Below are 13,801 nucleotides of genomic sequence, written 5' to 3'. Positions count from 1 at the left end.
ATAAGGTATAATTATACGCCAAAAAATAATTACATATCAATTTATGAGCGATCCGAACATCCTGCTTTTGCTCACTGACCAGGAACGTTTCGACGTCACGCATCCTGACGGTCCGGATGTCGACACTCCAAACATCGATCGCCTTGCCAACGGGGGGATGTACTTCGAGCGAGCGTACACACCGATCAGTATCTGTACGGCTGCGCGTGGGTCGCTGCTCTCAGGCTTGTATCCCCACAATCACGGCATGATGAATAACTGTCACGAGCCGGACGCGATTCGGACCGACTTCCCGGAGGAGATCCCGACGTTCGGCGAGATGCTCGCAGACGCGGGCTACGACAACTCTTATCTCGGTAAGTGGCACGTCGGTCGGAATCAACGTCCCGAGGAGTTCGGCTTCCAGTATCTGGGCGGGGGGGACGGCCACCACGACGCCGCGAACACGGATTTCAGAGAGTATCAGAAAAAACAGAGTATTGACCCCGACGATATCAGTCTGGAAGAGACGATATTCACGTCGAACCGGGATCCAACCCTCATCGCGGCCAAGACACCGATTCCTCCGGAGGCCACCCGCACGTATTACCTCGCCGAGAAGACCATCGAACGCCTTGAGGAGTGGGCCGAAGGGGACGGATCGTGTTTCCACCGGACTGATTTTCCCGGACCACACCACCCCTACACGGTCCCGGAACCGTATGCGTCACTGTACGATCCCGACGAAATAGACCTCTGGGACTCGTTCCAGGACCCCTATGGAAACAAGCCAGCGGTTCACGAGGCCTACCTCGGGTATCGCGGCGTCGAAGACCTCAGTGAGGCGGAATGGCGCGAGGCGATCGCGAAGTACTTCGGCTTCGTTACGTTCATCGACGACCAGATCGGTCGGATCCTCGATACGATCGACCGACTCGGCCTCGATTCCGTCGTCATCCACGGGGCCGACCACGGAGACATGACCGGGAGCCACCGGCAATTCAACAAGGGTCCGATGATGTACGAAGACACCTACCACGTCCCGCTGATCGTGCGGTGGCCCGACGTCGTCGAACCCGAATCGACGTGTGAGGAGTTCGTCCGCCTCCTCGACTTGATGCCGACGTTTTTGGAGATAGCTGGACTCGAACCGCCCGAAGGTATCGACGGGCGAAGCCTCCTCCCGCTCCTCCGTGGTGAAAAACCGGCGGACTGGCCGACCTCACTGTTCGCGGAGTACCACGGCGACGAGTTCGGCCTGTACTCACAACGAATGATCAGAACGGACCGCTACAAGTACGTCTACAACCCGCCCGATAAAGACGAATTGTACGACCTAGAACGCGACCCGGACGAACTGTTGAACGTCATCGACAATCCCCAGTACCAGAAGACGAGAGAACGCCTCCAGAATGAGCTAGCACAGTGGATGGAGGAGACCGACGACATGATCTCGATGTGGTCACAGAAAGTCCTCCGGGAGTAATCGATAGATGCGATCACTCGAAGACGTGGTACCGGACGTGGCAGGATTCACACATCCGGGCCTGCAGGAGTTCACCACTGGGACCCCGTTCGGGCGGACCACAGCAGCCAGAGGCCGGCCGCTCTGTCACGTCACCCCCGCACTCGGGGCAGGTATCCAGAAACAATCCGAGGGCGTGGGCAGCGAACGGACGCACCGCCGAGTCGACACCCCACTCGGCGAGCGTGTGCGCCGCTGCGGTTTCGACGACAGCCACCGGCCGTCGCAGCCATGTCTCACCCGCTATCGACGTGGACCCGTCCGACAAGACGATGTACGTTTGCTCCCCCGAACGATGAACGTCGACGGCAGCCGTTGCCGGACTCACGCTGACGGTCGTGTCGGCGAGTTTCTCGTTACCGACGGCGGCAAGGCGCTCCATTTCGGCTTGCCACGCCTCGTAGAAGGAGTTGTCGAGCTCAAGCGACTCCGGCGTCAACCGAACGACGTCCGCCTCGGCGAGTGCTTCCATGACCGCTGCTCCGTCTGCGTCCTCCGCCGCGGCGAGGGAATCACTCCCCGGAGTTGCGTGGAAGGGATCCCAAGGCAGTGGCTTCACGAGATACGGGGCAAACCGGGGCGTGTAGGGCACCAAGTAACCCCGAAGCCAGATACCGAGACAGCCGACGACAGCGAGGAGTGTCGCCCCCAGGGGGGTCACGAGTGCGACGCCGCCGACGAGGAGTCCGATCAGTATACCATTGACCACGGTACACGGCCAGCACCGTCGGTCACCCGTGAATTCGGGTCGACGGAGGCGGCCGAGGGGGGAGTACATACCGGTCACATCAGAGGTAGGCGTGTTGAATCCTTCGGCGAAGAAAAACGAATACGACGAAAAACCCGACAATGATGGTACCTAACAGTAGATACGGCCAACGAATCGTTGAACAGTCATCGGTATCGGACGGCGTCTCCAATCCGCCAAGGAGGTTCTAACGTATGGTCTGGCACTGCCTCGGCGCGAACTTCGACCAGATGCACATGAACACAAACCTCGGATGGTTCCGGAACCACCCCGACTTCGCGGTCGTCGGCGTGTGCGATGAGGACCCGTCGACGTCAACAGGGTCCATCGACGAGGCCGCATCATCGCTGTCGTTGTCCGCGGACGTCGTCTACGACGACCTTGATCGGGCACTTGAGGAAACCGATCCCGACGTTGTGATGGGGTGCCCACGGAACGCAGAGCACGCCGACTTCGTTGAGCGCGTGGCACCGTACGATACCCATGTCGTGATCGAGAAGCCACTCGCTGTCACGCTCGACCAGGCTGACCGGATGATCGATGCGATGGCCGGCCGCGACGGGCGCTTGTTCATCAACTGGCCGGCCGCCTGGGATCCAGAACGACACACGCTCAAACGTCTCGTGGATGACGGCACTATCGGTGACGTCGTCGAGATCCAGTACTACGGTGGAAACGCCGGCGCACCGCCGGGCGACAGCTGGTTCTACGATCCCGAGGAAGGCGGCGGTGCGATGCTCGATTATCTCGGCTACGGGTCGACGTTTTCGACGTGGTTCCGGGGCGGTGAACTCCCCGAGAGCGTCACCGCGGAGTCGTACACGCCACCGAACGAGGATGTCAACGTCCAGAGCGCGACGATTTGTCGTTACGACGAGGGTCTCTCAACCCTTCAGACGACGTGGCGGATGCTAACGAATCCTTGGGAGGTTCAGCCGATGCCAGCTAAGGGATACGACATCGTCGGTACCGAGGGATCGATCAGTAACCGTGACAGGGAGCACAGAATACGAGTCACCACCGCGGACGAACCCGAGGGATACGCGATCGCACCCGACGACCTGGAACCGCACTACCGGGACCTCGCCCACTACCTCGCGCACTGCTTCGAGAACGGCAGTGGACCGGAGGGACCACTGGACCCGGTCTTCTGTCGTGAGGCACACCGTATCGTCGACACAGCCAGGGCGAGTGCGGCAGAGGGTCGGCGCCTCGAGTTGAAAGACTAGCAGACCGACCGAACTTGGTTGTGAAACGAGGGTTCGGTTTCGACCGTCTTCAGCGCCGTGCGGGTGGGGGTGTGTATCCTTCGAGATCGGCGTTCCGAGGGTCTACCGTGGCCTCCGTCTCGGCAGACTTGTATGCTGCCAGACACAGCCGGAGGATGTCACGACCGTGCCGTAAATCGAGCGTCGCGTTCTCGCCCCGACGGAACGCGTCGACGGCATCGCGGTTCTCCGCGACGTAGCCGCCCAGGACGACGTCCGCTGCAGCTAGGGGCATCCGTCCGCTCGTCGCGTTCTGTTTCTCGGCCCACCCTTCGCCTCCGGAGAGGGCATCCGAAAAGAATACGCTCGATTCGGAGCCATTCGAAACAACCTGGCCCGAGTACTCCGGGCCGAGGAGTTCGATCGAGCGGTTGACACCCGCACCGACGTAACACCACGAACCAGTCGCTTCGGAGACGATCGTTCGACCCGAGGAATCCTCGTACTGGACCGTCGCGCGAGCGTAGTCGTCGACGGGATTCTCCCTCAAGTCGACGCCGAACTCCGCCTCCAGTTCATCGGCAAAGTCACCGTGATTCCACTTCAGGGTCTCGGCGTCCGCAGAGACCGACACCGCCTCCAAGTCCCCCCCCTCGGGATCGGTGAGCAACCGCTCGTTCGTGGACAGGGCGTGACTGAGCATGTCCGTGAGGACGCCTCCACCCTGCTTCTCGCCGTTCCAGAACCACGCTGAGTGTGGACCGCCGTGTTCCGCCCGTGCGCGTGCGATATACGGCCGACCAGCCCCGCGACCCCGCTCCCAGAGGAGTGATCTGAGTTCCCGGAGCCGTGGCTCGTGGACCCAGTTCTCGAGGTACGCATGGGCGAGTCCGGCGTCCTCGATTCGCTGTACAATTGCGTCGGCCTCAGAGAGCGTGCGCGCGAGCGGTTTCTCAATGGCGATGCCGGCCAGATCGCCCCCGTCGTCGACTGCCCTGACCGCCGCCTCGACGGAATCTTGGCGCACGAAGTTCGGTGTGGTGATCCACAGGCCGTCGACATCGGGATCCGCGACCAGCGCGTCTATTTCTCCCTCACCGTAGACGCTCGGGTCACCCCATCCTTCGTCTCGGCACGTGTCGGCGAGTTCCGCGGCCGTCTCCAGGGTCCTGTTCTGAATGCCGGCGACGTGGACGCCGGGGAGGTACTCCACGCTCGGAGCGTGCGATTCCTGGGTGATGAATCCCGCTCCGACTATTCCGAGCCCGAATTGGTCCTTGTTCATGACCGCCAGTGTGATCCCGCTCACTAATATTATGGCGGGATCACCTGCCCGGACGTCACGGCAGTGCGTCGAGAGTACCGAGGGACATCATGGCGATCCTTAACATGGAGGGGAACCTAGAGAGTCAGTACTATGAGATTAGAGGAAGTCCGCGGGGTCCTTGAAGACGCCGAGCTCTCCCCCTATCAGGCGAAGACCTTCCTCGCACTCCTCAAGTTAGGCGACGCTTCGGTGTCCGAGATCGTCGAAAACTGTGTTGTCCCCCAGCCGCGGATCTACGATGTCCTCCGGAGCCTCGACGAAAAAGGGTTTATCGAGACTTACGAGGAGGACAGCCTCAGAGCACGGGTCGTCGATCCGGACACGCTCGTCGATGAACTCGAAACGAAATCGGAGCGGTACGCTGCCGCCGCGGAGAAGATCGACAGCGTCTGGGAACAGCCGCCGATCGGGGAACACCACATCGAGATCTTCAACGATTTCAAGCAGGTGGTGAGGAACGCGATCGACGGCATCCAACGAGCCAACGACAGCGTCACTATTGCCGCGAACGGGTCCGAGTTCCTCCAGTTGAAGTCCGCACTGATGGCGGCGAAACAAAACGGCATCGTCGTTCAGCTTTCCATCCACCTGGAGCAGAGCTCGAATACGGATATCGACGATCTGGAGCCCTATCTGAAGGACGCCGCCTCCGAAGTCCGATACAGACACAGCTCATCACCGTTTCTCACCCTGGTTGACGCGAACAGATCCTACTTCGGCGTGCCCAGACGGGGGCGCGGCTACGGCATGTTCGTCCAGGATCAGGCGCTGTCTTCGATGCTGTTCAGGTACTTTCAGGACTCGCTGTGGGGACGGTGGGACGTCGTGTACTCGGACCGAAGCGAGACCTTTCCCAAGAAGTTCACCGACATCAGAAGCTGTCTCACGGAACTCATTCCCCATCTTGAATCCGGGGAACGATTGATCGCGACGATCAACGGCTACGAAACGGGGACCGGATCGGAAACGACGATCGAGGGACAGATAATCGATGTCGTTCCCGATCCCGACTCCGATTCCTCGATATACGAATCGAGAGAGGTGACGATCGTCGTCGAGACTGAGGACGGAACGTACGACGTTGGTGGATTCGGAGCGGTCGTCGAGGACATCCGAGCAACGTTGATCACGATCGAAGATTCAGCATAATCCTCATATAAAGCATTCTGGAGTTACAACGGATATTGTAACATCATTTATACGCAGTGGCGAAAAACTCCCTCTTCGTGTTACGCCATGAAAGACCATGATAAATCAGGCCAGTCCGTCGATCGGCGTCGATTCATCGAGACGGCAGGCGCGACGGGGGTCGTTGCGCTCGCTGGTTGTAGTGGAGACGGAGACTCTGGAGACGGCGACACGGGTGGGACGACGGACAACGGCGGCAGCCAGGACACGGTAACCGTCCAGTGGGCTGCCGACCCCCGTCTCGCCGAACAGATCGACGTGTTCACGGAGGAGATGCGAGAGGCGGGTCTTCCCGACCACATCGAACTCGACATCATCGCAGGCTCGAACGTCACGGACGACCGCCAGGACCAGTACACACAGTGGCTGAACTCCGAGCGGAGCGAGCCCGACCTGCTCAACTTGGACTCGGGATGGACGGTGCCGTTTATCGTTCGGGGCCAAACCGAGAATCTCGAGGATCACCTTTCGAGTGATCTCGTCGACTCCATCCACGACGAGTACTTCGACAACGCACTGCTGACGGCCGTCGACGACGACGGCGTGTTGAACGCCCTCCCGATGTGGGTCGGCCTCCCGGCGATGATGTATCGAAAAGACCTCGTCGAGGACGCAGGCTACGATCCGGAGGGTGAGAACTGGGCGACGGAGTCGATAACCTGGCAGGAATTCTCCCAGGTGATCTCGGACGTTCTGGACGAAAACGACGACCTGGACATGGGCTATACCTTCCAAGCAAACGACTACGAGGGCCTGTCCTGTTGTAATTTCAATGAGTTCATCTCCTCGTGGGGTGGTGCGTACTTCGGTGGCGATCTGCTGGGTCCCATCGGGGAACGCGACATTACGGTCAACGAACAGCCAGTTCTCGATTCGATTCGGATGATTCGGACGTTCATCCACGGCCAGGACGACGAACACTCCCTCGACGGATACGAGGGCCCGATTTCACCCGAATCCGTGGTTCAAATGACCGAACAGACCTCACTCGACCCGTTCCTGTCCGGCAACGCTGTCGCCAACCGAAACTGGCCGTCGTTCATTCAGGAGGCAGCCTCGGACGAGAACTTCGGGGAGGATCTCGGCGTCATGCCCATTCCCTACGCCGTCACGTCCGAGGAAGCCACCTACGAGGGTCGTGGCGGTCCCGTCGGCGCACTCGGTGGTTGGCACCTCGCAATGAACCCGTACTCCGAAAAGAAGGAAGCCGCGGCGGAGGTCATGGCCGCGATGACGGCCGACAACGTTCTCCTCAACGGGATCTTCGACGCGGTCGGCCAGATACCCCCGAAGGCACAAGTCCTCGCATCTGACGGGGCACAGGACATCCCGGTCATCGGTCGATACGTCGACACGCTTCGCGTCGTCGGTGAGAACGCGATACCCCGTCCCGCGACCGCAGTCTGGCCCCAGCAGTCCTCCGAGATATCCGGCGAAGTGAACTCGACGTACAACCAGCAGAAATCCCCCGAAGAGGCGATGTCGGACCTCGAAGAATCGCTCGATAGTATCGAACAGAGTGTCTGATCACCGGCCCATCCCGGTTTTACGTAACTGTATGTCACAAGAATCCACCACTCCGTCAAAATACGCGATCCACAAGCGATTGCTGTATCGCATCGAGCTGTTGAATGACACCCAGTTTGCGTATTTGCTCCTGATTCCGTCGGCGCTAGTGATTGCCGTCATCGCCATCTGGCCGTTGATTCGGACGTTTGAAATGTCTCTCCACGCAGATGCGTTGTTGAGTTCCGACCTGACGGGAGCGTTCGTCGGTATCGAGAATTACGTCGAAATCGTCACGAACGAGCGGAGCGCCCAGATGGGATCTCCGTTTTTCGACATGAGTCAGCCATTTAAAAGTGCGCTCATCGTGACGTTCATTTTCACTCTGGTCAGCGTCACGTTTGAGACGCTGATCGGCTTCGGTCAAGCGCTCGTCCTGAACAAGGACTTTCGGGGTCAGCGCTGGGCTCGCACCGCGATCATCCTTCCGCTCGCGGTACCCATCGTCATCCAGGGAATGATTTTCTACCTGATGTTCCAGCCGGACATCGGCTTCATTGTCGATCCGTTGAGCAACATGGGTCTCATATCGAGTACCCCGCTGGCCAACAACTTCGACGCCACCGTCATCGTCATCGTCTCCGACGTATGGAAGACCTCCGCGTTCATGGCGCTACTAATTCTGGCAGGGCTTCAGAGCATCGATAGGCGCCTCTACGACGTCGCGAAAGTGGCCGGCGCGACCCGGTGGCAGCAGTTCAAGCGAGTGACGCTTCCGCTCGTCTTGCCGGTCGTCCTCATCGCGATGCTGTTCAGGACTGTGCTCGCAATGCGGGTCTTCGGCCTCATCGAAACGGTCTCGTCCTGTAATACGGTCCCATCACTGTCCTGTATGGTCGTATCGACATTCAGCAATGGATTATACGGTACCTCCGCGACCATCGCGTTCATCACGGCGGCCATCATCGCCGTCGTCGTCGGTGGGTACATTCTGAAGTACAGGGAGAGTGCTGTCGCATGAGTTCAGAACCAGATTCCGAAGCGGATGCCGGCTACGTTCAACGTCTCGTACAGCAAATGATCCGGAATCCCGAGTCCACCTACCGAATTCTCTTTTACTTTGCGACGGGCGGGTTCCTCATCGCGACCCTGTTTCCCTTTTATTATCTCGCGGTGATCGCACTCACTCCCCGCGGGAATCTCTACGACGTCGGCGTAACGCCAAACGGCTTCAACCCCGGAGCGTTCATCGAAATCTTCCAGATCGCACCGCTTCACCATTTCATCTTCAACGGTGTGGTCTTAGCCCTGTTGACGACGGCCATCGTCCTCGTGATCGCCAGCATCACCGGGTACGTCTTCGGCCGTTTCGAGTTTCGCGGTCGCATCCCGCTGATGTTGATCGTTCTGGCGATCTCGTACTTCCCGCCGGCGGCCTTCCTCATCCCGTTGTTCGAGATGTTGACCGGGAACCTGACCGTCTTTGGACTCAGTTCGCCCGATCTGTTCAACACGCCGGGAGCGATGGTGATGCCTTTCAGTGCGCTCTTCTTGCCGCTGTCGATATTCATTCTGACGACGTTCTTCAGCCAAATTCCCGACGGGCTGGAGGACGCAGCACGTGTCGAAGGATCGACCAGGCTCGGCGCACTCTACCGCGTGATAATGCCACTCTCGGCACCCGGTCTGGCGACCGCCGGCGTGTTGACGTTCATCTTCACCTACAACGAGTTCTTCTTCTCCTTCCTCATGACCGATGGATCGGCGGATAGCTGGGCACCGCTCGTTTGGGGAATCCTACAGTACCAAACACAGTACGGTGAACTGTACAACTACATGGCTGCGTCGGCGCTCGTCGGAATGATCCCGGTAGCGATGCTCGTTCTGTTCGCCCAACGTCACATCATCAGCGGACTCACCCAAGGAGCACTCAAGGAGTGATAAAATGTCAGACGTAATACTAGAAGATTTGTCAAAGTCGTATCGGGACGTGATCGCAGTCAACAAAATAAACCTCGACATCGAGGACGGCGAGTTCGTCACGCTCGTCGGACCCTCGGGCTGTGGAAAGTCGACAACCCTCGAAATGATCGCGGGGCTCACCGAACGCACAAGCGGGTCGATCACCATCGGCGACCGCGAAGTGAGTGGACTGCCGCCGAAACATCGAAACATCGCGATGGTGTTCCAGAACATCGCGCTCTTTCCCCACCTCAACGTCTATGACAACGTGAGCTTCGGGCTCAACATTCGCGACTACGACGGCGCCGAGACCGAGAAGCGGGTGGAACGGGCACTCGACATCGTCCAGCTTCCGGAGATGGGTGACAGGATGCCGGAAGAGCTATCGGGTGGACAGCGCCAGCGCGTCGCTATCGCACGCTCTATCGTGCGAGAGCCGGACGTGTTCCTGATGGACGAACCGCTGGCAAACCTCGACGCGAAACTGCGCGTACACATGCGAACCGAACTCCAGCGCCTACATAATCAGCTCGATACGACCATCATCTACGTCACCCACGATCAAGCCGAAGCGATGACGATGTCCGATCGGATGGCCGTCCTCAACGAGGGTGAACTCCAACAGTTCGCACCACCGCTCACCTGCTACAACGAACCTGCAAACGTCTTCGTCGCCGGATTCATTGGCTCACCTTCAATGAACCTCATCGACGGAGCCGTCGATGGCCGTGCCGTCGTGACGGAGTACTTCTCCGTCGACGCCCGGCCCGTCGACGGACTCAGTGACGGAAGCGACATCGTCCTCGGCATCCGCCCGGAGGACGTGTATCTATCGCGTAATACCGCATCCGTCGGTGCTCCGTCCGATCCGGTCGAGGTCGTCGCGGAGGTCATAGAGCCGATGGGTGACGAGATCTTCGTCTACCTCAATTTCGAGGAGAGCGCCGAGGCGGTGATGGAGGGCCAAGATTCGGTCCAGGACGTCGATCAGTTGTTGATAAGTGTCGATCCTGACTCGGACATCGAGGAGGGCGATCTGATCGAGATCGTCTTCGATCGGGCCAATACACACCTCTTCGATGGTGAGAGCGGAGATGCTCTTTCTCACGATCTCACGGAGACGTCAGGTCGAGAGTCGTGATTCTATGGAACCAACGCGTCTCCTTTCATGGGTTCACGGCGGCGGACAGCCGAGCGAAACTGCGTGTTATCGCGGAGGTAGGCTGTGGTGAGAGCTGACGGTGGGGCGGGAGAATACGACCTCCACTGGGGCGAACTTCATAAGCACATGACTGGCCCGGGGGCCGACCTCTCGAAACTCGACGAAGTCGTCGGATACGCACGCCAGCACTTGGATGTCAGCGTCGTACAGTGCTATCCGTTCAAGTGGTATCGGAGAGGACGCGAAGGCGGTATTCGAGAGGAATCTACGGGATACGACGCGGAGTTCGAAGATTGGTGGGAGACCATCCAGGCCGTCTCCGAACGCCACCATGATCCCGGATCGTTTGTGACGTTCCCGGCCTACGAGTGGAATGGTAACCGGACACGCTGGGGCGATCACAACGTCTACTATCGCGAGGAAGGTTACCCGCTCGACTGTGCGTGGGAGCTTCCGACGCTCCTCGAGAACATGGGCGATCGAGACGCCTTCGTCCTACCGCACCACACTGCCTACGAAGTCGGCAACCGCGGAAAAGTGTGGGATGTTCACGATCCTGACCTGTCGCCGGTCACCGAAGTGTACTCCAGTCACGGGTCGAGCGAGTCGATCGACTCTCCCGTTTCGATGGAAATGAATCGTGACATGGGGCCTCGTACTCACGGTGGGACGTTCCAAGACGCACTCGACAGGGGCCACAGAATCGGTGCGGTGGCCTCGAACGACGGACCGGGGCTACCGGGAACGTGGGGAAACGGCGTCGCTGGACTGTGGGCGACGGAGCTGACGAGAGATGGCATTTGGGAAGCGCTCGAGGCTCGGCGGACGATCGGCACGACGGGGGACCGAATCTCACTGTGGTGGTCCCTTGACGGCCACCCGCTCGGGTCCGAGGTCAGGGAACCGGTCTCCCGGAATGCGACGGTCGATGTCGACTGTCCACGGGCGCTCGACCGTGTCGAAATCGTCCACGATGGCGACGTCGTCGAGACCTACCTTCACGACGATCCGGCCGACCAGTCCCCGGAGCGCTACCGAATGCTGATCGAGTTCGGGTGGGGTCCTTCGCCGGAGTACGGCGATTTCGAGTCGCTTGAGGCTTCCTGGAGTGGGTCAGTTCGCGCCACTGGCGGTCGCCTCACGGCCGTCCAACCGCGCTTCAAGGGCTTCGGCCAGGAGTACGTCTTCACCGACGGCGAGTGCCGGTTCGATCTCGTGACCTCTCGCGAGGACGTGGATGGCATGCTGCCGGAACTCGACGCCGATCGGTCGATACAAGGATTCATCGTCGAAATCGACGGTGACGTCAATACTGACATCGAGATAGCACTGGACGATCGGGATGCGCTCGTCGTCTCGCTCGGCGATGTATTCGAGGACGACACGCTGTTCTCGTTCACTGAAGAATCCCAGCGTCGCCTCGAATCGACGTTCGAACTCTCGGCAGAGGACGTCCACAACCCGGATGTGGTCTATCACAACGCCCGGAAGGTCCGGTGTAGTCGGGCAGTGCCGCGATCGGCGTGTACCGCCACCGTCACTTTCGACGATTTACCCGCGACGGACGGCGACGACTACTATTACGTTCGCGCCGCTCAGCAGGACGGTCAGTTCGCTTGGGCGTCCCCGATCTGGGTAACGGACGGGCCCGGCTCGCCGAGGCGCTCCGAAAGCATCACGACCGCCGATCGAACGCGAACGACCACGGAAAAATGACAAAGATCGATACCAACGACGCACCCGCGAGTATCGGACCGTTCTCTCAGGGACTCGGCAGTGGTGACTGGGTGTTCACATCCGGCCAAGGACCGACCGATCCGGCGACGGGGAAAGTCGTCAGCGGAGACCTGCGGGTACGGACCGAACGGACGTCGGAGAACGCTTCGGCCGTGCTCAAGACCGCAACGTGTTCGCTTCCCGACATCGTGAAAACGACCGTCGTTCTCCGCAGCGTGACCGACGATGACGTCGTCAACGACGTGGACGGGGAGCACGTGTCTGATCTCTATCCCGCACGGAGTACCGGTGAAGTGGTAACACTCTCCGTCGACGTCGACGTCGAGATCGAAGTCGTCGCAGAGAGGGGTCACCGATGAAAGCGATCGCCATCCAACGCGGGGAACGGCAACTACACGTACTTGATGTCCCAAAACCGACGCCCGACACGGGAGAGGCTCTCGTTCGGACGCTGCGAGTCGGTATTGACGGGACCGACCACGAGGTCATCGGCGGTTCCCACGGACACTATCCCGCAGCGACCGATCATCAGATCCTCGGTCACGAAGCCGTCGGCATCGTCGAGGACGCCAACGGGACGGAGCTATCCGAGGGACGGATCGTCGTCCCGACGGTCCGCCGTCTCCCACCTGGTGCCGACACCAACGAATACTTCGAACGGGGTGAACCGGATATGGCGCCGGACGGTACCTACGTCGAACGGGGAATCGCTGGCGCCCATGGGTTCATGAGCGAGTACTTCACCAGTCCCACCGAGTATCTCATTCCCGTTCCCGATTCGTTCTGGGAATACGGTTTTCTGATAGAGCCGATCAGCAACTCGGAGAAGGCGATAGAGCTTGCTTTCGCGGCGCGCTCGGCGTTCGACTGGCAGCCTGAATCAGCATTCGTTCTCGGAAATGGACCGCTAGGTCTCCTCACGCTCGCAATGTTCACGCAACGACGTGAACCGTACGCGACCTTCGAGCGCACGTACTGCCTCGGTCGACGCGATCGCCCGGACCCCACGATCGACATCATCGAACGACTGGATGGAACGTACGTCGATTCCAGGGAGACGCCCGTAGACGAAATCGGAGACGTACACGAGAAGGTCGACATGGTGTACGAGGCGACGGGCTACGGAAAGCACCTCTTCGAGACGGTCGCTGCGCTCGCGCCTAACGGCGTGGGAGTGCTACTCGGAATCCCGGACGACCGTTCGTTCGATATCGACGGTGGTCGGATTCATCGGGAACTCGTCCTCCAAAACAAGGCGCTCGTCGGGAGTGTCAACTCGCATGTCCCACACTTCGAACGGGCGAAGGAATCGTTAGCGACGTTCCCCGACTGGTTCCTTGACGCATTGGTCACCGGCGTGTACTCGCCAGAGGAAGCGAGAGATGCGTTCGAAGACGACGATACTGCCATCAAAACGGTCATCGAATTCTCTGCCCCGTGACCGGACGAACGTGTAACT

12 protein-coding genes are annotated in these 13,801 nt (G+C 59.7%); 10 read left to right on the top strand and 2 right to left on the bottom strand.

Annotated elements, in window-relative coordinates; all coding sequences use genetic code 11:
* Positions 1-43: 43 nt before the first annotated feature.
* Positions 44-1,465, top strand: coding sequence for a sulfatase family protein (locus tag NO889_RS00490; protein WP_256410295.1), 1,422 nt, complete (start codon positions 44-46; stop codon positions 1,463-1,465).
* Positions 1,466-1,478: 13 nt separating this feature from the next.
* Here NO889_RS00490 and NO889_RS00485 read toward each other — a convergent pair whose 3' ends face one another.
* On the bottom strand, positions 1,479-2,282 hold the full coding sequence (locus NO889_RS00485) for a DUF8054 domain-containing protein (protein WP_256410294.1): 804 nt from the start codon (positions 2,280-2,282) through the stop codon (positions 1,479-1,481).
* Between the two features lie 164 nt (positions 2,283-2,446).
* On the opposite strand from NO889_RS00485, the gene NO889_RS00480 reads away from it, so the two are divergent.
* Positions 2,447-3,481: a Gfo/Idh/MocA family protein gene (locus NO889_RS00480; RefSeq protein WP_256410293.1), complete on the top strand. Its 1,035-nt coding sequence runs from the start codon at positions 2,447-2,449 to the stop codon at positions 3,479-3,481.
* A 49-nt stretch (positions 3,482-3,530) separates the two neighbouring features.
* On the opposite strand, the gene NO889_RS00475 is transcribed toward NO889_RS00480, so the two are convergent.
* Positions 3,531-4,745, bottom strand: a complete 1,215-nt coding sequence (locus NO889_RS00475; protein ID WP_256410292.1) for a Gfo/Idh/MocA family protein — start codon at positions 4,743-4,745, stop codon at positions 3,531-3,533.
* A gap of 132 nt (positions 4,746-4,877) precedes the next feature.
* Between NO889_RS00475 and NO889_RS00470 the strand changes: the two genes are divergently transcribed.
* The 8 genes from NO889_RS00470 (at position 4,878) to NO889_RS00435 (ending at position 13,783) form a co-directional block, all read left to right on the top strand.
* The gene (locus NO889_RS00470; protein ID WP_256410291.1) at positions 4,878-5,936 is read left to right on the top strand and encodes a TrmB family transcriptional regulator; all 1,059 of its coding nucleotides are present in this window, start codon (positions 4,878-4,880) and stop codon (positions 5,934-5,936) included.
* A gap of 135 nt (positions 5,937-6,071) precedes the next feature.
* A complete protein-coding gene (locus NO889_RS00465; RefSeq protein ID WP_256410625.1) occupies positions 6,072-7,502 on the top strand; it encodes an extracellular solute-binding protein in 1,431 nt (476 codons plus the stop codon).
* 31 nt (positions 7,503-7,533) lie between these two features.
* A complete protein-coding gene (locus NO889_RS00460) occupies positions 7,534-8,502 on the top strand; it encodes a carbohydrate ABC transporter permease (RefSeq protein WP_303653003.1) in 969 nt (322 codons plus the stop codon).
* Positions 8,499-9,422: a carbohydrate ABC transporter permease gene (locus tag NO889_RS00455; protein ID WP_379787128.1), complete on the top strand. Its 924-nt coding sequence runs from the start codon at positions 8,499-8,501 to the stop codon at positions 9,420-9,422. The genes NO889_RS00460 and NO889_RS00455 overlap by 4 nt, the downstream gene beginning before the upstream one ends.
* Positions 9,423-9,426: 4 nt before the next feature.
* Positions 9,427-10,584 (top strand): ABC transporter ATP-binding protein, encoded by a 1,158-nt coding sequence (locus tag NO889_RS00450; RefSeq protein ID WP_256410290.1) that lies wholly within the window; start codon positions 9,427-9,429, stop codon positions 10,582-10,584.
* A gap of 87 nt (positions 10,585-10,671) precedes the next feature.
* Positions 10,672-12,321: a DUF3604 domain-containing protein gene (locus tag NO889_RS00445; protein ID WP_256410289.1), complete on the top strand. Its 1,650-nt coding sequence runs from the start codon at positions 10,672-10,674 to the stop codon at positions 12,319-12,321.
* Positions 12,318-12,701, top strand: coding sequence for a Rid family detoxifying hydrolase (locus NO889_RS00440; RefSeq protein ID WP_256410288.1), 384 nt, complete (start codon positions 12,318-12,320; stop codon positions 12,699-12,701). The genes NO889_RS00445 and NO889_RS00440 overlap by 4 nt, the downstream gene beginning before the upstream one ends.
* Positions 12,698-13,783, top strand: a complete 1,086-nt coding sequence (locus NO889_RS00435) for a glucose 1-dehydrogenase (RefSeq protein WP_256410287.1) — start codon at positions 12,698-12,700, stop codon at positions 13,781-13,783. Before NO889_RS00440 ends, NO889_RS00435 begins: the two co-directional genes overlap by 4 nt.
* Positions 13,784-13,801: the final 18 nt, after the last annotated feature.

The organism is Halorubrum rubrum (assembly GCF_024494685.1).
GTDB classification, from domain to species: Archaea; Halobacteriota; Halobacteria; order Halobacteriales; family Haloferacaceae; genus Halorubrum; species Halorubrum rubrum.
Note: the sequence above shows the minus strand (reverse complement) of the source record. Positions and strands in the feature narration are given on the sequence as shown.

What these genes read in the sequence shown, in the direction of transcription:
- NO889_RS00490 (WP_256410295.1), top strand. Translation starts at nt 44, where the DNA reads ATGAGCGATCCGAACATCCTGCTTTTGCTCACTGACCAGGAACGTTTC.
- NO889_RS00485 (WP_256410294.1), bottom strand. Translation starts at nt 2,282, where the DNA reads ATGTACTCCCCCCTCGGCCGCCTCCGTCGACCCGAATTCACGGGTGAC.
- NO889_RS00480 (WP_256410293.1), top strand. Translation starts at nt 2,447, where the DNA reads ATGGTCTGGCACTGCCTCGGCGCGAACTTCGACCAGATGCACATGAAC.
- NO889_RS00475 (WP_256410292.1), bottom strand. Translation starts at nt 4,745, where the DNA reads ATGAACAAGGACCAATTCGGGCTCGGAATAGTCGGAGCGGGATTCATC.
- NO889_RS00470 (WP_256410291.1), top strand. Translation starts at nt 4,878, where the DNA reads ATGAGATTAGAGGAAGTCCGCGGGGTCCTTGAAGACGCCGAGCTCTCC.
- NO889_RS00460 (WP_303653003.1), top strand. Translation starts at nt 7,534, where the DNA reads ATGTCACAAGAATCCACCACTCCGTCAAAATACGCGATCCACAAGCGA.
- NO889_RS00455 (WP_379787128.1), top strand. Translation starts at nt 8,499, where the DNA reads ATGAGTTCAGAACCAGATTCCGAAGCGGATGCCGGCTACGTTCAACGT.
- NO889_RS00450 (WP_256410290.1), top strand. Translation starts at nt 9,427, where the DNA reads ATGTCAGACGTAATACTAGAAGATTTGTCAAAGTCGTATCGGGACGTG.
- NO889_RS00440 (WP_256410288.1), top strand. Translation starts at nt 12,318, where the DNA reads ATGACAAAGATCGATACCAACGACGCACCCGCGAGTATCGGACCGTTC.
- NO889_RS00435 (WP_256410287.1), top strand. Translation starts at nt 12,698, where the DNA reads ATGAAAGCGATCGCCATCCAACGCGGGGAACGGCAACTACACGTACTT.